This is a genomic window from Vibrio limimangrovi, from assembly GCF_054064025.1.
The window spans coordinates 1-22762 of the sequence record NZ_JBSUGF010000011.1; the positions used below are offsets into that span (position 1 = coordinate 1).

The 22762-nt window shown below is 45.8% G+C and carries 36 protein-coding genes; 29 read left to right on the forward strand and 7 right to left on the reverse strand.

The features are described from left to right. Positions 1–95 precede the first annotated feature (95 nt). From hslU to priA, 5 genes are all read right to left on the reverse strand, one after another. Positions 96–1427, reverse strand: a complete 1332-nt coding sequence (gene hslU, locus ACWYU8_RS15315; protein WP_457520570.1) for an HslU--HslV peptidase ATPase subunit — start codon at positions 1425–1427, stop codon at positions 96–98. Positions 1428–1450: 23 nt separating this feature from the next. After that, positions 1451–2002, reverse strand: coding sequence for an ATP-dependent protease subunit HslV (gene hslV, locus ACWYU8_RS15320; RefSeq protein ID WP_457520572.1), 552 nt, complete (start codon positions 2000–2002; stop codon positions 1451–1453). Between the two features lie 364 nt (positions 2003–2366). Continuing rightward, the gene (locus ACWYU8_RS15325) at positions 2367–2912 is read right to left on the reverse strand and encodes an SPOR domain-containing protein (RefSeq protein WP_457520573.1); all 546 of its coding nucleotides are present in this window, start codon (positions 2910–2912) and stop codon (positions 2367–2369) included. A 160-nt stretch (positions 2913–3072) separates the two neighbouring features. Then, positions 3073–4080: a DNA-binding transcriptional regulator CytR gene (cytR, locus tag ACWYU8_RS15330; RefSeq protein ID WP_457520575.1), complete on the reverse strand. Its 1008-nt coding sequence runs from the start codon at positions 4078–4080 to the stop codon at positions 3073–3075. 345 nt (positions 4081–4425) lie between these two features. Further along, positions 4426–6630 carry a primosomal protein N' gene (gene priA, locus ACWYU8_RS15335; RefSeq protein ID WP_457520577.1) on the reverse strand — a complete coding sequence of 735 codons (2205 nt, stop codon included), beginning with the start codon at positions 6628–6630 and terminating at the stop codon, positions 4426–4428. 296 nt (positions 6631–6926) lie between these two features. Here priA and rpmE point away from each other — a divergent pair, with 296 nt between their 5' ends. The 29 genes from rpmE to rplQ all read left to right on the forward strand — a co-directional run bounded on the left by rpmE (position 6927) and on the right by rplQ (position 21306). Continuing rightward, entirely contained in the window at positions 6927–7148 is a 222-nt protein-coding gene (rpmE, locus tag ACWYU8_RS15340; RefSeq protein ID WP_317591255.1) for a 50S ribosomal protein L31, read from the forward strand. A 495-nt stretch (positions 7149–7643) separates the two neighbouring features. Beyond that, the gene (gene rpsJ, locus ACWYU8_RS15345) at positions 7644–7955 is read left to right on the forward strand and encodes a 30S ribosomal protein S10 (RefSeq protein WP_004410492.1); all 312 of its coding nucleotides are present in this window, start codon (positions 7644–7646) and stop codon (positions 7953–7955) included. A 14-nt stretch (positions 7956–7969) separates the two neighbouring features. Next, positions 7970–8599, forward strand: coding sequence for a 50S ribosomal protein L3 (gene rplC / locus ACWYU8_RS15350; protein ID WP_457520581.1), 630 nt, complete (start codon positions 7970–7972; stop codon positions 8597–8599). A 17-nt stretch (positions 8600–8616) separates the two neighbouring features. After that, positions 8617–9219 carry a 50S ribosomal protein L4 gene (rplD, locus tag ACWYU8_RS15355; protein WP_211915506.1) on the forward strand — a complete coding sequence of 201 codons (603 nt, stop codon included), beginning with the start codon at positions 8617–8619 and terminating at the stop codon, positions 9217–9219. Beyond that, positions 9216–9518, forward strand: coding sequence for a 50S ribosomal protein L23 (gene rplW, locus ACWYU8_RS15360; RefSeq protein WP_098416678.1), 303 nt, complete (start codon positions 9216–9218; stop codon positions 9516–9518). Before rplD ends, rplW begins: the two co-directional genes overlap by 4 nt. A 15-nt stretch (positions 9519–9533) precedes the next feature. Continuing rightward, a complete protein-coding gene (gene rplB, locus ACWYU8_RS15365) occupies positions 9534–10358 on the forward strand; it encodes a 50S ribosomal protein L2 (protein ID WP_444494754.1) in 825 nt (274 codons plus the stop codon). Positions 10359–10379: 21 nt separating this feature from the next. Further along, positions 10380–10658 carry a 30S ribosomal protein S19 gene (rpsS, locus tag ACWYU8_RS15370; RefSeq protein WP_004394525.1) on the forward strand — a complete coding sequence of 93 codons (279 nt, stop codon included), beginning with the start codon at positions 10380–10382 and terminating at the stop codon, positions 10656–10658. A 10-nt stretch (positions 10659–10668) separates the two neighbouring features. Then, entirely contained in the window at positions 10669–11001 is a 333-nt protein-coding gene (gene rplV, locus ACWYU8_RS15375) for a 50S ribosomal protein L22 (protein ID WP_140246622.1), read from the forward strand. Positions 11002–11019: 18 nt separating this feature from the next. Continuing rightward, complete coding sequence (rpsC, locus tag ACWYU8_RS15380; RefSeq protein ID WP_005383161.1) at positions 11020–11718, forward strand: 30S ribosomal protein S3; 699 nt, start codon at positions 11020–11022, stop codon at positions 11716–11718. Positions 11719–11729: 11 nt separating this feature from the next. Continuing rightward, positions 11730–12140, forward strand: a complete 411-nt coding sequence (gene rplP, locus ACWYU8_RS15385; protein WP_005379577.1) for a 50S ribosomal protein L16 — start codon at positions 11730–11732, stop codon at positions 12138–12140. Beyond that, positions 12140–12331: a 50S ribosomal protein L29 gene (rpmC, locus tag ACWYU8_RS15390; protein ID WP_005379576.1), complete on the forward strand. Its 192-nt coding sequence runs from the start codon at positions 12140–12142 to the stop codon at positions 12329–12331. The genes rplP and rpmC overlap by 1 nt, the downstream gene beginning before the upstream one ends. Next, entirely contained in the window at positions 12331–12585 is a 255-nt protein-coding gene (rpsQ, locus tag ACWYU8_RS15395) for a 30S ribosomal protein S17 (protein ID WP_457520586.1), read from the forward strand. Before rpmC ends, rpsQ begins: the two co-directional genes overlap by 1 nt. A 163-nt stretch (positions 12586–12748) precedes the next feature. Beyond that, positions 12749–13120 (forward strand): 50S ribosomal protein L14, encoded by a 372-nt coding sequence (gene rplN / locus ACWYU8_RS15400; RefSeq protein WP_444494752.1) that lies wholly within the window; start codon positions 12749–12751, stop codon positions 13118–13120. A 13-nt stretch (positions 13121–13133) separates the two neighbouring features. Continuing rightward, positions 13134–13451, forward strand: a complete 318-nt coding sequence (gene rplX, locus ACWYU8_RS15405) for a 50S ribosomal protein L24 (protein ID WP_010445323.1) — start codon at positions 13134–13136, stop codon at positions 13449–13451. Between the two features lie 24 nt (positions 13452–13475). Beyond that, positions 13476–14015, forward strand: coding sequence for a 50S ribosomal protein L5 (gene rplE / locus ACWYU8_RS15410; protein WP_005455660.1), 540 nt, complete (start codon positions 13476–13478; stop codon positions 14013–14015). A gap of 17 nt (positions 14016–14032) precedes the next feature. Next, entirely contained in the window at positions 14033–14338 is a 306-nt protein-coding gene (gene rpsN, locus ACWYU8_RS15415) for a 30S ribosomal protein S14 (RefSeq protein ID WP_005455658.1), read from the forward strand. Positions 14339–14367: 29 nt separating this feature from the next. Next, entirely contained in the window at positions 14368–14760 is a 393-nt protein-coding gene (gene rpsH / locus ACWYU8_RS15420) for a 30S ribosomal protein S8 (protein WP_005450567.1), read from the forward strand. A 13-nt stretch (positions 14761–14773) separates the two neighbouring features. Continuing rightward, entirely contained in the window at positions 14774–15307 is a 534-nt protein-coding gene (gene rplF / locus ACWYU8_RS15425; protein WP_457520589.1) for a 50S ribosomal protein L6, read from the forward strand. Between the two features lie 9 nt (positions 15308–15316). Further along, positions 15317–15670 (forward strand): 50S ribosomal protein L18, encoded by a 354-nt coding sequence (gene rplR, locus ACWYU8_RS15430; protein ID WP_005435088.1) that lies wholly within the window; start codon positions 15317–15319, stop codon positions 15668–15670. Between the two features lie 14 nt (positions 15671–15684). Beyond that, on the forward strand, positions 15685–16188 hold the full coding sequence (gene rpsE / locus ACWYU8_RS15435) for a 30S ribosomal protein S5 (protein WP_457520591.1): 504 nt from the start codon (positions 15685–15687) through the stop codon (positions 16186–16188). A 7-nt stretch (positions 16189–16195) separates the two neighbouring features. Further along, a complete protein-coding gene (gene rpmD / locus ACWYU8_RS15440) occupies positions 16196–16372 on the forward strand; it encodes a 50S ribosomal protein L30 (protein ID WP_000201159.1) in 177 nt (58 codons plus the stop codon). A gap of 6 nt (positions 16373–16378) precedes the next feature. Next, the gene (gene rplO / locus ACWYU8_RS15445; protein WP_457520593.1) at positions 16379–16813 is read left to right on the forward strand and encodes a 50S ribosomal protein L15; all 435 of its coding nucleotides are present in this window, start codon (positions 16379–16381) and stop codon (positions 16811–16813) included. A 20-nt stretch (positions 16814–16833) separates the two neighbouring features. Further along, on the forward strand, positions 16834–18168 hold the full coding sequence (gene secY, locus ACWYU8_RS15450; RefSeq protein ID WP_457520594.1) for a preprotein translocase subunit SecY: 1335 nt from the start codon (positions 16834–16836) through the stop codon (positions 18166–18168). A 38-nt stretch (positions 18169–18206) separates the two neighbouring features. Then, positions 18207–18320, forward strand: a complete 114-nt coding sequence (gene rpmJ, locus ACWYU8_RS15455; RefSeq protein WP_000868186.1) for a 50S ribosomal protein L36 — start codon at positions 18207–18209, stop codon at positions 18318–18320. 149 nt (positions 18321–18469) lie between these two features. Further along, entirely contained in the window at positions 18470–18826 is a 357-nt protein-coding gene (rpsM, locus tag ACWYU8_RS15460) for a 30S ribosomal protein S13 (protein ID WP_005450559.1), read from the forward strand. Between the two features lie 18 nt (positions 18827–18844). Then, positions 18845–19234 (forward strand): 30S ribosomal protein S11, encoded by a 390-nt coding sequence (gene rpsK / locus ACWYU8_RS15465; protein WP_001118870.1) that lies wholly within the window; start codon positions 18845–18847, stop codon positions 19232–19234. Between the two features lie 27 nt (positions 19235–19261). Beyond that, entirely contained in the window at positions 19262–19882 is a 621-nt protein-coding gene (gene rpsD, locus ACWYU8_RS15470; protein ID WP_005383146.1) for a 30S ribosomal protein S4, read from the forward strand. A gap of 24 nt (positions 19883–19906) precedes the next feature. Continuing rightward, positions 19907–20899, forward strand: a complete 993-nt coding sequence (locus tag ACWYU8_RS15475) for a DNA-directed RNA polymerase subunit alpha (protein ID WP_014230672.1) — start codon at positions 19907–19909, stop codon at positions 20897–20899. 26 nt (positions 20900–20925) lie between these two features. Further along, the gene (gene rplQ, locus ACWYU8_RS15480; RefSeq protein ID WP_005383141.1) at positions 20926–21306 is read left to right on the forward strand and encodes a 50S ribosomal protein L17; all 381 of its coding nucleotides are present in this window, start codon (positions 20926–20928) and stop codon (positions 21304–21306) included. A gap of 175 nt (positions 21307–21481) precedes the next feature. Here the strand turns inward: rplQ and ACWYU8_RS15485 are convergent, their stop codons facing one another. Beyond that, on the reverse strand, positions 21482–21958 hold the full coding sequence (locus tag ACWYU8_RS15485) for a DUF2780 domain-containing protein (protein WP_457520598.1): 477 nt from the start codon (positions 21956–21958) through the stop codon (positions 21482–21484). A 150-nt stretch (positions 21959–22108) separates the two neighbouring features. Beyond that, complete coding sequence (locus ACWYU8_RS15490; RefSeq protein ID WP_457520600.1) at positions 22109–22729, reverse strand: FKBP-type peptidyl-prolyl cis-trans isomerase; 621 nt, start codon at positions 22727–22729, stop codon at positions 22109–22111. Between the last annotated feature and the right edge of the window lie 33 nt (positions 22730–22762).

Consider the following 22762-nt stretch of genomic DNA (forward strand, 5'->3'; position numbering starts at 1 on the left):
TTGATTTTTGGCGAAACCAATTATACAAGTTCACCATGCCGATTAAAAAACATCCACCAAAGATCAACAGCCCCTAGGATCCTAGAACCTATGTTTTACAGAATAAAGCGGCTTAGATCTTCATCTTCTATGGTATCGCCTAGTCGTGCTTGGACGTAATCCGCGTCTATCACGAACTTAGAGCCAGTCTGCTCTGTCGCGTCGTAAGAGATTTCGTCCATTAGACGCTCCATGACAGTGTGCAGGCGACGTGCGCCGATATTTTCTGTGGTTTCGTTTACCGTCCATGCAGCTTCGGCAATCTTCTTAATGCCATCTTCAGTAAATTCGATGTCGACGTTTTCTGTTTTCATCAGCGCGATGTACTGTTCTGTCAAAGACGCTTTTGGTTCAGTCAAAATACGTTTGAAATCGTTACTGCTTAACGCTTCCAGTTCAACACGAATCGGTAGGCGACCCTGTAGTTCAGGGATCAGGTCAGAAGGTTTCGCTACCTGAAATGCACCCGAAGTGATAAACAGAATGTGATCAGTTCTGACCATGCCGTGTTTAGTCGATACGGTACTACCTTCAATTAGTGGTAGCAGGTCACGTTGAACACCTTCACGCGAGACGTCCGGGCCCGAGCTTTCGCCACGCTTACAGATCTTATCGATTTCATCGATGAATACGATACCGTTGTTCTCAACGTTAAAAATCGCAGCCTCTTTGAGTTCTTCCTGATTCACCAGCTTCGCAGCTTCTTCTTCTGCAAGTGCTTTTAATGCATCTTTGATTTTCAGCTTGCGCTTTTTCTTCGTGTCACCAGCCAGGTTCTGGAACATTCCCTGAAGCTGGTTGGTCATCTCTTCCATGCCCGGAGGAGCCATGATTTCTACACCCATTTGTGGCGCAGCTATATCAATTTCAATCTCTTTATCGTCTAATTGGCCTTCACGCAGTTTCTTGCGGAAGATTTGACGAGTGTTGGACGTGTCTTCTTTTTGCTCAACCTGACCCCAGCTGTCTCGTGCTGGTGGCAGTAGTGCATCCAAAATACGTTCTTCTGCTTGTTCTTCAGCGCGGAATTTTACTTTTTCCATCGCTTGCTGATGAGTCATCTTGACCGCAACATCAGTCAGGTCACGGATGATGGTTTCTACTTCTTTACCAACGTAACCCACTTCAGTGAATTTCGTTGCTTCTACTTTGATGAACGGCGCATTAGCCAGCTTCGCCAGACGACGAGCGATTTCAGTCTTACCAACACCTGTTGGGCCGATCATCAGAATGTTTTTTGGCGTTACTTCTACGCGTAGGCTTTCTTCAAGCTGCATACGACGCCAGCGGTTACGAAGAGCAATCGCAACCGAACGTTTGGCTTTGTCTTGACCAATGATATGGCGGTTCAGTTCATGAACGATTTCGCGAGGGGTCATTTCAGACATATTCTTTCCTTACTTCGTTACGATTACTCGGTTGGTGCGACCAGTTCTGTAGTTGATTCTAGTTCTTCTACAGTGTGGAAGTGGTTTGTGAACACACAAATGTCACCTGCAATGTTCAATGCTTTTTCCGCAATTTCACGCGCATCCAGATCTGTGTTTTCTAACAGTGCCGTTGCAGCGGCTTGGGCGTATGCACCACCAGAGCCGATCGCGATCAGGTCATTTTCCGGCTGAACCACATCGCCGTTACCGGTAATGATTAAAGATGCTGTTTCGTCTGCGACAGCCAGAAGTGCCTCAAGTTTGCGAAGCGCTCGATCGCTGCGCCAGTCTTTTGCAAGTTCTACGGCCGCTTTGGTCAAGTGGCCTTGGTGCATTTGCAGCTTGCTTTCGAAGCGCTCAAAAAGGGTGAAGGCATCCGCAGTACCGCCAGCAAAACCAGCAAGTACTTTGTTGTTGTATAGGCGGCGAACTTTGCGCGCGTTACCTTTCATTACGGTATTGCCTAGAGATACCTGGCCATCACCCGCGATGACGACTTTGTTGTTTCGACGTACAGATACAATGGTAGTCACAGTCGACCTCTTAATTATTTCTCTTTGGATGTATCACTGTATATGGGGGAGGGGAAAAGGGGATTCAAGGGGGGAAGAGACAGAGTTCCTAGGTGATAGGATCCTAGGTTCTGGGTTTTAGAATTCTAGGACCTCGGAACTAAACTCTTCGTCATCCTGGACAGCGACGAAGGAGCGTGATTCAGGATCTACTTGCCGAGAGTTTGATATTAAAGGTGTTCGCTTAGATTGACATAGTTGCTGTTAGTAGATTCCTGATGTCGCCTAGGCTCCTCGGAATGACGTTGTCGTTGATTCTTATGCCTTGTATTCGGTAGCCCGAAAACCTAGGACCTAGCCCCCTAGGAACTAGGTCCTATATTTTTTAATAATTCTCTTTCCAAATCGCACACGGCTCGATTTTAGCGCGTTGCAACTTATGGCGATCTTTCTCAGCATCGCGTTTAAATTTGTATGGACCTAAAATGATTCGATACCAGGAACTGCCTTCTTTCTTGACTATCCTGCTCGACAAACCCTGGAAGGCGATCGCCAACTTTCGTTCTTCAGCCTGAGCATTAGTCTTGTAAGCGCCGCATTGCATGACGTACGGGATTTTCGAAACCTCAATCTCTTTTGCGACCACTTCGACTTCACGATTAGGTAAGGAGTCCACATAATCCCACTTTTCTTCCGGTGGAGGTGGTAAATCCGTCTTCGGCTTAGCTTTACTGACCGACGTTGTCGGCTGATTCTCGTCCACAGGCTTAGGTTCCGGATCATTGTTGAGTAAGTAAAGCCCATAGCCAAAACCGCCCACTAGCACGATTGCCAGCAGACCGCTACGCCAAGGTATTTTTCTCGAAGGTTGTTTTTTGGTCGACTTTTTTGGGGTTCCGCGCCCTCGTCTCACATAATCTCTGTTTGCCACGGCTACTTCTGGTCATCAAGTATTATTCCGATTATGTTAATCCAGAATGAGCCCAGAAAACACCCTGTTTCTGTAATCTTGTTAGATACATATACAAAAAAGCGGCGCAAATTTAGCACCGCTTTGAATGGATTGCATCTCACGCCACTGGTGAGAAAAATTATGCGCGTTGAGGAGGCGCTGCGCTTCCTCGTACGATCAAATTCGTTTCCAGGAGACGTGAGCCCGAATGCACGTCGTGACCTTTCAGAAGTTCGAGCATCATCAGCATCGCTTGTCGGCCAATCTCGTAGCGCGGCTGGGAGATGGTCGTCAATGGTGGATCGCAGTACTGGGCAAAGTTGATGTCATCAAAGCCCACCACCGACAGATCTTGCGGCACTCGTAATCCCAGCTTTTTTGCTTCCTGAATTGCGCCAATCGCCATCGTGTCGCAGTGACAGAAAATAGCGGTTGGTGGCTCAGGTAGTTCCAACAGTTTACGTACGGCTTTTGCTCCGCCTTCAAAAGAAAACTCAGTGACGATACTGTACTGAGGGTCTTTATTGATGCCAGCTCGGCGCAGTGCTTGCTGATAACCTTGCTGACGGAATTGGCATAATACGGCGGTATCAGGACCTGAAATCTGTGCAATACGCTTATGACCGAGTTGAGTCAGGTAATTGACGGCTTCAAATGCCGAGGTCAGGTTATCAATGTGGACTGTTGGAAGCTCTAGTTCAGGAGCAAACTCACAGGCCATAACCATTGGAGGCAGGTTCTTTTGTTCGGGTTTACTGACGTCAAAAGGTAAATCTGTACCAAGCAGCAGCATCCCATCAGCTTGCTTAGTGAAAACCAGATTGACGAATGAACTTTCACGTTTTTTCTGCTGACCACTATCACCTAGCAACACGAGATAACCGTGTTCCATGGCGGCATCTTCGATACCACGAATGATTTCAGAAAAGTAAGGGTCGCAGATATCTGGGACAATCGTCACAATCGTCTTTGATTCGTTTCTGCGTAAATTACGCGCTAACGAATTAGGTGAGTAACCCGCTTCAAGTACCGCATCTTCCACTCTTTTTCGTGTAGAAGACGAGACTTTATCTGGGTTCATCAGTGCGCGAGATACCGTAGCGGTAGACACTCCCGCAAGTAGGGCAACATCCTTCATTGTCGCCATAGTGTTTAACCTCTCAAATATTCGTCTAAATGACGTTCTTCCCTGAATTAAAATTGCTGTTTTTATTAACAGATTTTTTATTAACAGATAAAGGAGCGCCCATCTCATCACATTGTCGTGTGACTGGTTGGGTAGGCGATGAATAATCGCTGAATCGCTACTTCAATTTGTTGGAATAGTCATGATGTTAATTTAAGTCTTTTGTTTCAATACGCTTTAGACTTGTCTAGATGAGATAGTCTATTCATTTCTATAATGAAAGTTACGGTCTAATTAACAAAAAACGCAATGAAGATGTGATTTTGGTCACATAAAAAGGTAATTCATTACATAGCTAAACGGTTGCTAGCTGAGGTCTTGTGGTTCGATGTCTAAATTCCAGCGTACTTTTTTCGCATTAGGCAACAACTCAATAGCAGGTTTGGCACTGGTTAATAACTTTTGCATTAGGGATCGATGTTGCGTTTGCAGCAAAAGTTGCCAGCGATATTTACCTGCTCGCTTGGCAAGGGGGGAAGGAGTCGGCCCTAGCACCATACAGCTGTCATCAAATAATGGGTGTGATTCCAGGGTAAACCGGACTTGACGCAGAAAATCTTCGACTAGTTCACTTTGGTTTGCTTCTGCTTTGATTAAAGTCAGGTAGCTGTACGGAGGAAGCTGTGCCAGTTTACGTTCTTCCAAAGCGGTCATCGCAAAGTGTCGGTAATCTTTTTGCAGCAGAGCTTGTAACAAGCTGTGCTCTGGGTGATGAGTTTGTAAAATCACTTCACCGGGCTTACTCGCACGCCCAGCTCGCCCCGCGACCTGGATGAAAAGTTGTGCGAGGCGTTCAGAAGCACGAAAGTCACTGCTATAAAGAGATCCGTCTACATCCAACAGAGCGACGAGTGTGACGTTAGGAAAATGATGCCCTTTAGCGAGCATTTGTGTGCCAATTAAAATCTGGTAGTCACCTTTTCGAATCGACTCGAGGGCGTCTTCTAAACTGCCTTTACGACGAGTGCTGTCTCTGTCGATACGAATCGCTTTGTATTCTGGAAAGAGTTGCGCCAATTGATGTTCTAACTGCTCTGTACCGACACCAACGGTCACCAGTTGAGTGGAACCACATCCCTGACACTGATGAATCACCGGTTGCTGTGAACCGCAGTGATGGCAGCGTATTTCGTTACTGTATTGATGAAAGGTGTAGTAGGCATCACAACGTTTACACTCTGCAATCCAGCCACACTCATGGCACATCAGTGCAGGGGAGAAGCCGCGACGGTTAAGGAACAGCATGACCTGATTACCGGCTTTTAAGTGTTTACGCATTTCGGCGATCAGGGACGCGGACAAACCACTCTCTAAATATTGTCCTTTTACATCGAGCACTTTGTTGGTCGTTGGCACTGCTGATCCAGCACGCTGAGTGAGCGTAAGGTGGTGATATTTTCCCGTTAGCGCATTGTGCAGCGTTTCCAGAGCGGGGGTTGCAGAACCCAGTACGATAGGGATCTTCTCTTTGTGTGCACGCATCACCGCAACATCGCGCGCGTGGTAGCGTAAACTGTCCTGCTGTTTATATGACGAGTCATGCTCTTCATCGACGATAATAATACCGAGTTCAGCAAAGGGAGTAAGCAGGGCCGAGCGGGTTCCGATAATGATCCCCGCGGCTTTATCCCGAGCGGACAACCAGGCATTTAGACGCTCGGTTTCATTTAAACCTGAGTGAATCACATCAACAGGCACGTTGAATCGGCGTTTAAACCGGTTAATGGTTTGCGGCGTAAGGCCGATTTCCGGAACCAGTACTAAGGCTTGCTTGCCTTTTTCCAATACAGGCTTGATCAGGTTGAGATAGACCTCTGTTTTGCCTGAGCCAGTTACGCCCTCTAATAAATAGCAGGCAAACCCGTTTTGACTGTTCACGCTGGCAATGGCTAATGCCTGTTCATGATTGAGTTTCGGCTTATCGACGTCACTTTCTACCGAGTGTGACCATTTGGATGTGGTCGGTTTTTTTTCAATTCGCTCAACCCAGCCTTTTTCTTCTAAGGACTTCAGGACCGTTGAGGCGATCTCTTGGTCTACAAATTCTTGGTGAGCTACTGCTCCGTTTGAGAGAATTTGCAGCACTTTTTGTTGTTTCACTGCCCGGCGGTCGAGCCCTTGCATCAGTTTGTTTTTGCCAGATTCAGTGATTTGCCATTCTTGCAGCATAGCAAAATCGGCAGGCTTGCCCTTTCTTAAAGCGCTTGGCATGGCGTTGTGTAGAGTATCGCCCAATGGATATTGATAAAACTGGCTACACCAGGTGAGCAACGAATACAGTTTCTCTGACCAGATTGGCTGAGAATCTAATACTGCCTTGATGGGCTTGAGTTGTTCTTTAGGAAAATCCGAGTGGTTCACCATAGCGGTGACAATACCCACTAAAGTCTGGCGTCCGAAAGGCACAGAGACACGTCCGCCAATAATCGGAAACAGATGTCCCGGGATGGCATAATCGAATTGTTTATCGAGTGGGACGGGCAGTGCCACTCTTGCAATGGATGGACGCATAATTTCAAGCTGTAATATAAAGAGGGAAAGAAGCTTAGAGTCTATTAAAATCAGTAGGAAAATTCGAGCAAAGCCGTTCTTCGGCGCGTGAAAGCGGCTATTACAAATAGACTGGATAAAAAAGTGGCGAAAAAATTGCCAAATATGTTGATCCTATCAATGTGATTCATTACTATATCGCGCCTTGAGATATGGCTTCGGCAATAAGCTGATGCGGTATCGCATTTTACTATTAATTACGTGTGGTGTGCGGCTTAGACTCGTATAGCGACACGGCCTACTATTGAGGTTATCCCATGAAAGCTGGTATCCACCCAGAATACAAAGCAGTTTCTGCTACTTGTTCTTGCGGCAACACATTTGAGTTCAACTCAACTCTAGGTAAAGAATCTATCCACCTAGACGTATGTGACAAGTGCCACCCATTCTACACTGGTAAGCAACGTATCGTTGATACAGGCGGCCGTGTTGATCGCTTCAACAAGCGTTTCGGTGCACTATCAAGCGGTAAGAAATAATAGCGACTGCTATTACGATTACAGTTTAAGAAAAGGACGCCTCGGCGTCCTTTTTGTTTATGAACTTTTTGTTTATGAAGCAACTGGCTGGTGGCCCTAAAACCGTCAGTTAAAACTCAAAAACAACGAGTTAAAAATAGTTGCGATTATTTTTCACTCAGGTCTTGCAACCTAAAGTCTGATCTGTATAATGCAGCGCACTGGTTAAGCCAGTTGTGAACCAATGAGCAGTGAGGAGCTAATAAACTCAATAGTTTATTAGGTAATGTAGACTCAGCTTATGTTCGCGGTTAATACAATTAGCTATCTTTTCTTCGGAAAAACTATCCCCAAAGGTGACTTTGGCATGTAGGGATAGTTAATCGAAAATTAACTGACAATGCGTCCTAATCTTGGATGCTACGGTTTCACATAAATCAATCGGCATTCTCTCGTCTTTACGAGTCTGAGTGGCGATATTGTTTGTGTAATTTTTTACTATTGGAGCTCTGTCTCATGCAGAACCAACGTATCCGTATCCGCCTAAAAGCTTTCGATTACAAATTAATCGACGCTTCTACAGCGGAAATCGTTGAAACAGCTAAGCGCACTGGCGCACAGGTTCGTGGTCCAATCCCACTACCAACTCGTAAAGAGCGTTTCACAGTTCTTATCTCTCCACACGTTAACAAGAAAGCACGTGACCAGTACGAAATTCGTACTCACAAGCGTCTAATCGACATCGTTGAGCCAACAGACAAAACTGTTGATGCTCTAATGCGTCTAGACCTTGCTGCGGGCGTTGACGTTCAAATTAGCCTAGGTTAAGGGAGATTAGAATAATGATTGGTCTAATCGGTCGTAAAGTGGGCATGACCCGCGTATTTACTGAAGACGGCGTTTCTATCCCAGTAACTGTTGTTGAAGTTGAAGCAAACCGCGTTTCTCAAGTGAAAACTCTTGAAACTGACGGCTACGCAGCAATCCAGGTTACAGCTGGTGCAAAGAAAGCTAACCGCGTAAACAAAGCTGAAGCAGGTCACTATGCTAAAGCTGGCGTTGAAGCTGGTCGCGGTCTTTGGGAATTCCGTTTAGAAAACGGCGAAGAGTTCGAAGTTGGTGCTGAACTAACTGTTGAACTATTCAACGAAACTAAGAAAGTAGACGTTACTGGTACATCTAAGGGTAAAGGTTTCCAAGGCGCTGTTAAGCGTTGGAACTTCCGTACTCAAGATATGACTCACGGTAACTCATTGTCTCATCGTGCTCCTGGTTCTATCGGTCAATGTCAGACTCCAGGTCGCGTATTTAAAGGCAAGAAAATGGCAGGTCACATGGGTGCTGAGCGTGTAACGACTCAAAACCTAGAGATCGTACGTGTTGACGCTGAGCGCAATCTGCTTCTTATTAAAGGTGCAGTACCAGGCTCAACAGGTGGCAACGTGATCGTTAAACCAGCTGTTAAAGCATAACGTCTCAGGAGTAAGTAATGGAACTAATGGTTAAAGGTGCTGATGCACTAACTGTTTCCGAAACTACTTTCGGACGTGAGTTTAACGAAGCTCTTGTACACCAAGTAGTTGTTGCGTACGCAGCAGGTGCTCGTCAAGGTACTCGTGCTCAAAAAACACGTTCAGAAGTTTCTGGCGGTGGCGCTAAGCCATGGCGTCAAAAAGGTACTGGCCGTGCGCGTGCTGGTACAATTCGTAGCCCAATCTGGCGTACAGGTGGTGTTACTTTTGCTGCGAAACCACAAGATCACAGCCAAAAAGTAAACAAAAAAATGTACCGCGGTGCTATGAAGAGCATTCTTTCTGAGCTTGTTCGTCAAGAGCGTCTAATCGTTGTTGATAACTTCTCAGTTGAAGCACCAAAGACTAAAGAGTTAGTAGCTAAGCTTAAAGAGCTTGAGCTAACAGACGCTCTTATCGTGACTAGCGAAGTAGATGAGAATCTATTCCTAGCTGCTCGTAACCTATACAAGGTTGACGCACGTGACGTAGCTGGTATTGATCCAGTTTCTCTAATCGCGTTCGACAAAGTTGTAATGACTGCAGCTGCAGTTAAGCAAGTTGAGGAGATGCTAGCATGATCACTGAAGAGCGTATCCTAAAAGTTCTACGTGCACCGCACATCTCTGAAAAAGCAACTATGGTAGCTGAGAAAGCGAACACTATCGTTTTCAAAGTAGCTAAAGATGCAACTAAAAAAGAGATCAAAGCAGCTGTAGAAAAGCTATTTGAAGTTGAAGTTAAGTCTGTAAATACTCTTATCACTAAGGGTAAGACCAAACGTCAAGGTCTACGCCAAGGTCGCCGCAGCGACGTTAAGAAAGCGTACGTTACTTTGAAAGAAGGTCAAGATCTTGACTTCGTTGGCGGCGCGGAATAACAGGAGTAGTTAAGAATGGCTATTGTTAAATGTAAGCCGACTTCCCCTGGTCGTCGTCACGTTGTTAAAGTTGTTAACGCTGACCTACACAAGGGTAAGCCATACGCACCTCTTCTAGAGAAAAACTCTAAGAATGGCGGTCGTAACAACAACGGTCGTATTACAGTACGTCACATCGGTGGTGGTCATAAGCAACACTACCGTCTAGTTGACTTCAAACGTACTAAAGATGGTATCCCAGCGACAGTTGAGCGTCTTGAATACGATCCAAACCGTAGCGCAAACATCGCTCTAGTTCTTTACAAAGACGGTGAGCGTCGCTACATCCTAGCACCTAAAGGTGTTGTAGCTGGTGATGTTATTCAGTCAGGTGTTGATGCACCTATCAAAGCTGGTAACTCTCTGCCAATGCGCAACATCCCAGTAGGTTCAACAGTACACAACGTTGAACTTAAGCCTGGTAAAGGTGGTCAGCTAGCTCGTTCGGCTGGTGCTTACGCTCAAATCATCGCTCGCGATGGTGCGTACGTAACTGTTCGTCTACGTTCTGGCGAAATGCGCAAAGTACTTGCTGAAGGTCGTGCAACGATCGGTGAAGTAGGTAACTCTGAGCACATGCTACGTGAACTTGGTAAAGCTGGTGCTTCACGCTGGCGCGGCGTACGTCCAACCGTACGTGGTGTAGTAATGAACCCGGTTGATCACCCACACGGTGGTGGTGAAGGTCGTACTTCTGGTGGCCGTCATCCAGTATCTCCTTGGGGTATGCCAACTAAAGGCTTCAAGACTCGTAAGAACAAACGCACTGACAAGTACATCGTACGTCGTCGTAACAAGTAATCTATATAAAGAGGAATCGCCATGCCACGTTCTCTCAAGAAAGGTCCTTTTATTGACCTACACTTGCTGAAGAAGGTAGAGAAAGCGGTGGAAAGCGGAGACAAAAAGCCTATTAAGACTTGGTCCCGTCGTTCAATGATCATCCCTACGATGATCGGTTTGACCATCGCTGTCCATAATGGTCGTCAGCACGTACCAGTATTTGTAACTGATGAAATGATCGGTCACAAACTGGGTGAATTCGCACCAACACGTACTTACCGCGGTCACGCTGCGGATAAGAAAGCTAAGAAGCGCTAAGGAGTAAATGATGGAAGCAGTTGCTAAACATAACTTTGCTCGCATTTCTCCTCAGAAAGCTCGCTTAGTTGCGGATCTAATCCGTGGTAAATCTGTTGACCAAGCTCTAGAAATCCTAACGTTCAGCAACAAAAAAGCTGCTGCACTAGTTAAGAAAGTTCTAGAGTCTGCTATCGCTAACGCGGAGCACAACGAAGGTGCAGATATTGACGATCTGAATGTCGCAAAAATCTTTGTAGATGAAGGCCCAACCATGAAGCGTATTATGCCTCGTGCTAAAGGTCGTGCGGATCGTATCTTGAAGCGTTCAAGCCACATCACTGTTGTTGTAGCAGATCGCTAGAGACTAGGAGAGTAAGCAATGGGTCAAAAAGTACATCCTAATGGTATTCGTCTAGGCATCGTTAAGCCTTGGAATGCTACATGGTTTGCTAACACCAAAGATTTCGCTGACAACCTAGACGGCGACTTCAAGGTACGTCAGTTCCTTACAAGTGAACTGAAAAAAGCGTCTCTATCACGCATCGTTATCGAACGTCCTGCTAAGAGCATCCGTGTGACTATTCACACTGCTCGTCCAGGCGTTGTTATCGGTAAGAAAGGTGAAGACGTTGAGAAGCTACGCGCAGCTGTAGCTAAAATTGCAGGTGTACCAGCGCAAATTAACATCGCTGAAGTACGTAAGCCTGAACTAGATGCGCAACTTGTTGGTGACAGCATCGCGTCTCAGCTAGAGCGTCGTGTTATGTTCCGTCGTGCTATGAAGCGCGCGGTACAAAATGCAATGCGTCTAGGCGCTAAAGGCATCAAAGTGGAAGTAAGCGGTCGTCTAGGCGGCGCTGAAATTGCACGTTCAGAGTGGTACCGTGAAGGCCGTGTGCCTCTACACACTCTACGTGCTGACATTGATTACGCAACTTCTTCGGCTCACACTCAATACGGTGTGATCGGCATTAAAACTTGGATCTTCAAAGGTGAGATCCTAGGCGGTATGCCAGCAGCTAACGCTGTAGAGCCAAAAGGCGATAAGCCTAAGAAGCAGCGCAAAGGCCGTAAGTAAGGAGTCGACAGATGCTACAACCTAAACGTACTAAGTTCCGTAAGGTTCAGACTGGTCGTAACCGTGGTCTAGCTAAAGGTACTGATGTAAGCTTCGGCGAATTCGGTCTTAAAGCTGTTGGCCGTGGTCGTCTAACTGCTCGTCAAATCGAAGCGGCACGTCGTGCAATGACACGTCACGTTAAGCGTCAAGGTAAAATCTGGATCCGTGTGTTCCCAGACAAACCAATCACAGAAAAACCACTTGAAGTTCGTCAAGGTAAGGGTAAAGGTAACGTTGAGTACTGGGTAGCCCAAATCCAACCTGGTAAGGTTATGTACGAAATGGGTGGTGTACCTGAAGAATTGGCACGTGAAGCGTTCCGTCTAGCGGCACGTAAACTGCCTTTCAAAACTACATTTGTAACTAAGCAGGTGATGTGATGAAAGCACAAGATCTACGCGAGAAAAGCGTTGAAGAGCTTAACGCTGAGCTTATGAATTTGCTACGTGAACAGTTCAACTTGCGCATGCAAGCTGCAACTGGTCAACTACAGCAGACTCATACTCTGAAAGCTGTACGCCGTGATATCGCACGTGTGAAAACTGTTTTGACTGAGAAGGCAGGCGCATAATGAGCGAAGTAAAACGTACTCAAACAGGTCGTGTTGTTAGCGATAAGATGGACAAGTCTATCACTGTTGCTATCGAGCGTTTCGTAAAACACCCAATTTACGGTAAGTTCGTAAAACGTACGACTAAAGTACATGCACATGACGAGAACAACGAGTGTGGCCTAGGCGACACTGTTGAAATCGCAGAGTGTCGTCCACTGTCTAAGACTAAGTCTTGGACTTTGGTAAAAGTTGTAGAAAAGGCGAAGATGTAATCTTCACTGTTCTATGATAAGAAACGGCTCCAGAAATTATTTTTGGAGCCGTTTATTTTTTGACTACCCATTCACAAAAAAGGGTGGTACAATTCGCGTCCCTTTTAAAGAGGCAGCCCGACCCGTGATGGGTCTAGTTATTAATATTTAGCGGAGCACTAACATGATCCAAATGCAAAGTATGCTGGACGCAGCTGATAACTCAGGCGCACGCAGCGTAATGTGTATTAAGGTTCTGGGTGGCTCTCACCGCCGTTATGCACATATCGGTGACGTCATCAAAGTTACTGTGAAGGAAGCAATTCCTCGCGGTAAAGTTAAAAAAGGTGATGTTCTGAAGGCGGTGGTAGTGCGCACCCGTAAAGGCGTACGTCGTCCTGACGGTTCTGTCATTCGCTTCGACCGAAATGCTTGTGTATTGCTAAACAATACATCTGAGCAACCAATCGGTACACGTATCTTTGGTCCTGTGACACGCGAACTTCGTGGCGATAAGTTCATGAAGATCGTTTCACTGGCTCCAGAAGTTCTGTAAGGAGCACGTAGAAATGGCAGCTAAAATCCGTCGTAACGACGAAGTAATCGTTCTTGCTGGTAAAGACAAAGGCAAGAAAGGTAAAGTAACTAAGGTTCTAGCAACCGGTAAAGTTATCGTTGAAGGTATCAACCTTGTTAAGAAGCACCAAAAGCCGGTACCGGCTCTAGGTCAACAAGGTGGCATCGTTGAACAAGAAGCAGCAATTGATGTTTCTAACGTTGCAATCTTTAACGCAGCTACTGGTAAAGCTGACCGTATCGGTTTCCGTTTCGAAGATGGTAAGAAAGTTCGTTTCTTTAAATCTAACAACGAAATCGTTTCTAACTAATTAGAAGTAATTTGGAGTTCTACTATGGCGAAACTGCATGATTACTACAAGTCGTCTGTAGTCGCTGAACTGACCAAACAGTTCAGTTACACAAGCGTCATGCAAGTCCCTAGAATCGAGAAAATCACCCTGAACATGGGTGTTGGTGAAGCAATCAACGACAAGAAACTGCTAGAAAACGCAGCATCTGATATGGCAACGATCTCTGGTCAAAAGCCACTTATCACTAAAGCGCGTAAATCTGTTGCAGGTTTCAAAATCCGTGAAGGCTACCCTATCGGTTGTAAAGTAACCTTGCGTGGCGAACGTATGTGGGATTTTCTTGAGCGTTTAATTAACATCGCTCTTCCACGTGTACGTGACTTCCGTGGTGTTAGCGCTAAGTCTTTTGACGGACGCGGTAACTACAGCATGGGCGTTCGCGAGCAAATCATCTTCCCGGAAATCGACTTTGATAAAGTTGATCGTGTACGCGGCCTAGACATCACTATTACGACGTCTGCTGGTACTGATGAGGAAGGCCGTGCTCTGCTGGCTGCCTTTAACTTCCCATTCCGTAAGTAAGGTGAAGGGTTACTGTTATGGCTAAACAATCAATGAAAGCACGTGAAGCTAAACGTGCAAAGCTAGTAGCTAAGTTCGCTGAGAAGCGTGCAGCGCTTAAAGCTATCATTAGCGATGTAAACGCATCTGAAGAAGATCGTTGGAACGCAGTTCTTACTCTGCAATCTCTTCCACGTGATTCAAGTGCATCTCGTCAGCGCAACCGTTGTAACCAAACTGGTCGTCCACACGGTTACCTACGTAAGTTCGGTCTAAGCCGTATTAAGGTTCGTGAAGCTTGCATGAAAGGCGAGATTCCGGGTCTTCGTAAGGCTAGCTGGTAATTGCCACTTAATCATTTGGAGTAAATCATATGAGCATGCAAGATCCGATTTCGGATATGCTGACCCGCGTTCGTAACGGTCAGGCAGCAAACAAAGTTGCTGTAAAAATGCCTTCTTCAAAGCTTAAAGTTGCAATTGCTGCACTACTAAAAGCTGAAGGTTACATCGTTGACTTCGCTGTTGAAGGCGAAGCAAAACCTGAGCTAGAAGTTACACTTAAGTACTTCCAAGCTAAACCAGTTATCGAGCAACTTAAACGTGTTTCTCGTCCAGGTCTACGTGTTTACAAGAAGAAAGATCAACTTCCTTCTGTAATGGGTGGTCTTGGTATTGCAATCGTTTCTACTTCCAAGGGTCTTATGTCAGACCGCGCTGCACGTAAAGCAGGTCTTGGCGGTGAAATCATCTGTTACGTAGCTTAATAAGGAGTAGACTATGTCTCGTGTTGCAAAAGCACCTGTCGCTATTCCAGCTGGCGTAGAGGTGAAACTAAACGGCCAAGAAATCACTGTAAAAGGTGCTAAGGGCGAACTAACTCGCGTTCTTAACAATGCAGTTGTGATCGCTCAGGAAGAAAACAACCTAACTTTCGGTCCTAAAGAAGGCGTTGCTAACGCTTGGGCACAAGCAGGTACTGCTCGTGCACTAGTTAACAACATGGTTGTTGGTGTTACTGAAGGCTTTACTAAGAAGCTAACTCTTAAAGGTGTTGGTTACCGTGCTGCTATCAAAGGCAACGCTGTAGGTCTAACACTAGGCTTCTCACACCCAGTTGAGCACGAATTGCCAGCGGGTATTAAAGCGGAATGTCCAAGCCAAACTGAAATCGTACTTACTGGTTGTGATAAACAGCTAGTTGGTCAAGTTGCGGCTGACATTCGTTCTTACCGTCAACCTGAGCCTTACAAAGGTAAAGGTGTTCGTTACGCAGATGAAAATGTGCGTACTAAAGAAGCTAAGAAGAAGTAAGGTAACACTATGGATAAGAAAGCATCTCGCATCCGTCGTGCTACACGCGCACGTCGTAAGATTGCAGAACTGGGTGCGACTCGCCTAGTTGTACACCGTACTCCTCGTCACGTGTACGCACAGGTTATCGCGGCTAATGGCTCTGAGGTTATCGCAGCAGCTTCTACTGTAGAAAAAGCGATCCGTGAGCAAGTGAAATACACTGGTAACGTTGATGCAGCTAAAGCAGTAGGTAAAGCTGTTGCAGAGCGCGCTCTTGAAAAAGGCGTAACTGCAGTTGCATTTGATCGTTCTGGTTTCCAATACCACGGTCGAGTAGCGGCGCTAGCAGAATCTGCTCGCGAAGCTGGTCTGAAATTCTAAGGTAGGGTTGGAAGATGGCTAAAGAACAACAAGTTCAAGCGAATGATTTGCAAGAAAAATTAATCGCAGTTAACCGTGTTTCTAAAACGGTTAAAGGTGGTCGAATCATGAGCTTCACTGCACTAACAGTAGTTGGTGACGGTAACGGTCGTGTAGGTTTCGGTTACGGCAAAGCTCGTGAAGTACCTGCAGCGATTCAAAAAGCAATGGAAAAAGCGCGTCGTAACATGGTTACTGTTGCGCTAAACGAAGGCACTCTTCACCACCCAGTGAAAGGTCGCCACTCGGGCTCTAAAGTTTACATGCAGCCTGCTGCAGAAGGTACTGGTGTTATCGCAGGTGGTGCGATGCGTGCAGTACTAGAAGTTGCTGGTGTACACAACGTACTATCTAAAGCATACGGTTCTACGAACCCTATCAACATCGTTCGTGCAACGATCGATGCACTAGGTAGCATGAAGTCACCAGAAATGGTTGCTGCTAAACGTGGTCTAACTGTTGAATCTATTTCGGAGTAAGAACACCATGGCAACTATTAAAGTAACTCAAACTAAAAGCTCAATTGGTCGCCTGCCAAAGCACAAAGCTACTTTGCGCGGTCTAGGTCTTCGTAAAATCAACCACACAGTAGAACTTGAAGATACTCCGTGCGTACGCGGTATGATCAACAAGGTTTACTACATGGTTAAAGTTGAGGAGTAATCAGAAATGCGTTTGAATACTCTATCACCGGCTGCTGGTTCTAAGCACGCTCCTAAGCGTCTAGGTCGCGGTATCGGTTCTGGCCTAGGTAAAACTGGTGGCCGTGGTCACAAAGGTCAAAAATCACGTTCTGGCGGTACAGTTCGTCCAGGTTTCGAAGGCGGTCAGATGCCTCTGAAACAACGTCTACCAAAATTCGGTTTCACTTCTCGTAAGAGCCTAGTGTCTGCTGAAGTTCGTCTAGCTGAGCTAGCGAAAGTATCTGGTGACGTGGTTGATCTAAACAGCCTTAAAGCTGCTAACATCATCACTAAGAACATCGAATTCGTAAAAGTTGTTCTTTCTGGTGAAATCAGCAAAGCTGTGACTGTTAAAGGTCTACGTGTGACTAAAGGCGCTAAAGCTGCAATCGAAGCTGCAGGCGGTAAAATCGAGGAATAATCTCGAGGAACGAGGTACAGATGGCTAAGAAACCAGGACAAGATTTTCGTAGTGCTCAGAGCGGCTTAAGTGAGCTGAAGTCGCGCTTATTATTCGTAATTGGTGCACTTTTAGTATTCCGAGCAGGCTCTTTTGTGCCGATCCCTGGTATTGACGCTGCTGTACTTGCCGATTTGTTCGACCAGCAAAAAGGTACCATCGTTGAAATGTTTAACATGTTCTCCGGTGGTGCTCTTGAGCGTGCATCTATATTAGCATTGGGCATCATGCCGTATATTTCGGCATCTATTGTTGTCCAATTGCTAACTGTAGTTCATCCAGCGTTAGCTGAACTCAAAAAAGAGGGTGAAGCAGGCCGTCGTAAGATTAGCCAATATACACGCTACGGCACGCTTGTACTTGCAACTTTCCAAGCTATAGGTATTGCAACGGGCTTACCAAACATGGTCGACAATCTGGTCGTTATCGACCAAACCATGTTTACGCTAATTGCTACCGTAAGTTTAGTAACCGGCACCATGTTCCTAATGTGGTTAGGTGAACAAATTACAGAGCGTGGAATTGGTAACGGTATTTCGTTACTAATTTTTGCAGGTATTGTTGCTGGATTGCCTTCTGCAATCGGTCAAACAATCGAGCAAGCGCGTCAAGGTGAATTGCATGTACTTCTTCTGTTGTTAATCGCTGTACTATCTTTTGCAGTTATTTACTTCGTTGTTTTCATGGAGCGTGGTCAACGTAGAATCGTTGTAAACTACGCTAAGCGTCAACAAGGTCGTAAAGTGTTTGCTGCACAGAGTTCGCATCTGCCACTTAAAATTAATATGGCAGGTGTTATTCCAGCGATTTTCGCATCAAGCATTATCCTGTTCCCAGGAACACTGGCTCAGTGGTTTGGTCAGAACGGTGAGAGCAGCACGTTCGGTTGGTTAACTGACGTGTCTTTGGCTCTTAGCCCAGGTCAACCTCTGTATGTAATGCTTTATGCAGCAGCAATTATCTTCTTCTGTTTCTTCTATACAGCGTTGGTTTTCAACCCTCGCGAAACAGCAGATAACTTGAAGAAGTCTGGTGCATTCGTACCCGGTATCCGCCCAGGTGAGCAGACAGCGAAATACATTGATAAAGTAATGACACGTTTAACCCTTGCTGGTGCACTGTACATTACCTTTATCTGTCTGATTCCCGAGTTCATGATGGTCGCGTGGAACGTACGTTTCTACTTCGGCGGTACATCACTGCTTATCGTAGTGGTTGTAATTATGGACTTTATGGCACAGGTACAGACTCATATGATGTCTCAACAGTATGATTCTGTGTTGAAAAAAGCGAATCTGAAAGGATACGGCCGTTAATCCGGCGGTAGACTCAGTTTCATTTACGGAGTTTAGCAATGAAAGTTCGTGCTTCCGTTAAAAAAATCTGCCGTAACTGTAAAGTAATCAAGCGTAACGGTGTCGTTCGCGTGATTTGCAGTGAGCCAAAGCACAAACAGCGCCAAGGCTAATTAGCAGAAATTTTTACTTGAAAACGAAGGTTAGGTCGAGTATATTCCTCGGCCTACCTTTTGCGTGCAAAAGAAGTAGTATCCCGCAGCGTATCCATAACGGGCTTTGCTGCGGCTAATTCTTTTATAGAAACACTTAGGAGTGAATAATGGCCCGTATAGCAGGCATTAACATTCCTGATCAAAAACATGCTGTAATCGCTTTAACAGCGATCTACGGTATCGGTAAAACTCGCTCTCAAGCTATCCTAGCTGAAGTGGGTATTGCTGAAGATGTTAAGATCAGTGAACTAACTGAAGAGCAGATCGATCAACTGCGTGATGGTGTAGCTAAGTACACTGTAGAAGGTGATCTACGTCGTGAAGTATCTATGAACATCAAGCGTCTTATGGACCTTGGCTGTTACCGTGGTCTTCGTCATCGTCGCAGTCTACCACTACGTGGACAGCGTACTAAAACCAACGCTCGCACCCGTAAGGGTCCGCGTAAGCCGATCAAGAAATAATCGGGAAGGTAGAGTACAATGGCTAAACAACCAACTCGCGCTCGTAAGCGCGTACGCAAGCAAGTTGCAGATGGCGTTGCGCACATCCATGCTTCTTTCAATAACACAATCGTAACCATTACTGACCGTCAAGGTAACGCTCTTGCATGGGCTACTGCAGGTGGTTCTGGTTTCCGTGGTTCTCGTAAGTCTACTCCGTTCGCTGCACAGGTTGCTGCTGAGCGTTGTGCTGAAATGGCTAAAGAATATGGCCTAAAGAACTTGGAAGTTATGGTTAAGGGTCCTGGTCCAGGTCGCGAATCTACTGTTCGTGCACTGAACGCCGCTGGTTTCCGCATCACTAACATCGTTGATGCTACACCAATCCCTCATAACGGTTGTCGTCCACCTAAGAAACGTCGCGTATAACGTTTCTAGGACAATTGGAGAAGAATCATGGCAAGATATTTGGGTCCTAAGCTGAAGCTTAGCCGTCGTGAAGGCACTGACTTGTTCCTTAAGTCTGGTGTTCGCGCGATCGATACCAAGTGTAAAATTGATAACGCACCAGGTGTACACGGCGCTCGTCGCGGTCGTCTATCTGAGTATGGCGTTCAGCTTCGTGAGAAGCAAAAAGTTCGTCGTATGTACGGCGTTCTAGAAAAACAATTCCGTAACTACTACAAAGAAGCTGCTCGCCTAAAAGGCAACACTGGTGAAAACCTACTTCAGCTTCTTGAAGGTCGTCTTGATAACGTAGTTTACCGCATGGGCTTTGGTGCAACTCGCGCAGAAGCACGTCAGCTAGTTAGCCACAAAGCTATCCTAGTAAACGGTAAAGTTGTAAACGTTCCTTCTTTCAAAGTAGCGGCTAATGACGTTGTTTCAATTCGCGAGAAAGCTAAACAGCAAGCTCGTATCAAAGCAGCTCTAGAAGTTGCTGAACAACGCGAAAAACCAACTTGGATTGAAGTAGATGGTGGCAAAATGGAAGGTACATTCAAGCGTATGCCTGAGCGTTCTGATCTATCAGCTGACATCAACGAACAATTGATCGTCGAGCTTTACTCTAAGTAAGGTTTAAACTAAAGAGAGGACACAATGCAGGGTTCTGTAACAGAATTTCTTAAGCCACGTCTAGTTGACATTGAACAAATCAGCTCGACTCACGCAAAAGTAACTCTTGAGCCATTAGAGCGTGGCTTTGGTCATACTCTGGGTAATGCACTTCGCCGTATTCTTCTATCTTCTATGCCTGGTTGTGCAGTGACAGAAGTAGAAATTGAAGGCGTACTTCACGAGTACAGCACTAAAGAAGGCGTACAAGAAGATATTCTTGAAATCCTTCTAAACCTTAAAGGTTTGGCTGTACGTGTAGCTGAAGGTAAAGACGAAGTGTTCATTACTTTGAACAAATCAGGCTCGGGCCCTGTGGTTGCAGGTGACATCACCCATGATGGTGATGTAGAGATCGCTAACCCTGAACACGTTATTTGTCACCTAACGGATGACAACGCTGAAATCGCTATGCGTATTAAAGTTGAACGTGGTCGTGGTTACATTCCAGCTTCTGCGCGTATCCATACTGAAGAAGATGAGCGTCCAATCGGTCGCCTACTAGTAGATGCTACTTACAGCCCAGTAGACAAAATTGCCTACGCTGTAGAAGCAGCTCGTGTAGAACAACGTACTGATCTAGACAAGCTTGTTATCGATATGGAAACAAACGGTACTCTAGAACCTGAGGAAGCAATCCGTCGTGCAGCTACTATCCTAGCTGAACAATTGGATGCGTTCGTAGATCTTCGTGATGTACGTGTTCCTGAGGAGAAGGAAGAGAAGCCAGAATTCGATCCGATCCTACTGCGTCCTGTAGACGATCTTGAACTAACAGTTCGCTCTGCTAACTGTCTGAAAGCAGAAGCGATTCACTACATCGGTGATCTAGTACAACGTACTGAGGTTGAGCTACTTAAAACGCCTAACCTGGGTAAAAAATCTCTTACTGAGATTAAAGACGTACTTGCGTCACGTGGTCTGTCTCTGGGCATGCGCCTGGAAAACTGGCCACCTGCATCAATCGCTGAAGATTAATCGATACTAGTTAGAAGGATTAGGTCATGCGCCATCGTAAGAGTGGTCGTCAACTCAACCGCAACAGCTCACATCGCAAAGCGATGTTCAGCAACATGGCTAGCTCTCTAGTACGTCATGAAGTTATCAAGACTACTTTGCCAAAAGCAAAAGAGCTACGTCGCGTAGTTGAGCCTTTGATTACACTAGCTAAGACTGACAGTGTTGCTAACCGTCGTCTTGCATTTGCACGTACTCGTGACAACGAAGTAGTTGCAAAACTGTTTAACGAACTAGGTCCACGTTTTGCTGCTCGTCAGGGCGGTTACACTCGTATCCTAAAAGCTGGCTTCCGTGCTGGTGATAAAGCTCCAATGGCTTACATTGAGCTTGTAGATCGCCCAGCTGCTGAAGAAGCTGCTGAGTAATCAGTTCGTAAGAACGAAAAAGCCGAGCGTTAGCTCGGCTTTTTTGTATCTGTCACTTTTAAACTTTCAGAAATCTAAGCGTGTTAGGTCGTCAAACGATTTACTTCAACAAAGTCTGGCAGTTAACTCACAGCAACTAATAGCATTTAGTTTCTGATTCGTTTGCAGTTCTTGCTTATTCGCCTGACCACAGCCCTGTCAAAGAGCTCAATAGACCTTCGCTTGCACCTTGCTCGTTCAGGTATTGCAAAATAACCGGAGCGAATTGGCTGATCATTGATGAATCCAGTCCTAATGAATCAAATGTGCTTTGCACCGCACTCAGGCTTTCTACATTCCCCAACAAACTTTGAGCACTACTTAGCGTCGATAACCCAGGAACCAGAGACTCAAGTTCACTGCTATTTTCATCAGATAATTCACTTTGAGCTAGCGCCAATAATGCACCGCTACCACCAACAGCTTGCTCCGTAGATACTGAGAGTTGGCTAGTGAGTAAGTCAGTTAGCGGAGACGATTCTGTACTCAAACTTTTTCCGACCATGTCCATCAGCCCACTTTCACTGCTTTTGTCTGTGATGGAATCTAGGAAAGCATGTGCACTGCCGATATTCATTGATAGAAGTGCAAGAGTCAGGAGTGTTTTACGCATAGTACCTCCAATGGTTGAGCGCGTTTTAGAAATTATTATTTTTCACGTTATTAGACTGACAGACAGTGTAGGGGATAAGGTATTTTTATCTTATACAAAAAAGCGGCGCAACAGCGCCGCTTGATAATGTGTAATTGAAACAGTTTTCAATTATAGGATGTCTAGTAGTTCTACTTCGAATACTAGTGCTGCGAATGGAGGGATTGCAGCGCCTGCGCCACGTTCACCGTACGCAAGGTCTTGTGGAATGTATAGTTTCCATTTAGAACCAACAGGCATTAGTTGTAGAGCTTCAACCCAACCTTTGATTACGCCAGTTACTGGGAACTCGGCTGGTTGACCGCGAGATACAGAGCTGTCAAATACAGTACCGTCTGTTAGTTCACCATGGTAATGAACACGTACAGATTTGTCTGATGTTGGGATTTCGCCAGTACCTTCAGTGATGATTTCGTACTGCAGACCAGACTCAAGTACCTTAACTTCTGAACGTAGAGCGTTGTCTTTTAGGAACGCTTCACCGTCAGCTGCAGCAGCTTTTGCCGCTTCTTGACGTACTGCTTCTGCGCGAGTGTGTAGCTCTTGCAATGCTTTGTTGATTTCGTCGATTTCAATCGCTGGCATGTCGCCAACTAGTGCTGTCGCGATACCTGCTGCGATTGCATCTACGTTAAGACCTTCTAGACCAGAACCTGCAAGTTGCTGACCCATTTGCAGACCAATGCCGTAGCTTGCTTTTTGTTCTGCAGTTTCAAATTTAATTTCAGACATGACTGTCGCTCTTGTTAGGAGTGAGAAAGATTA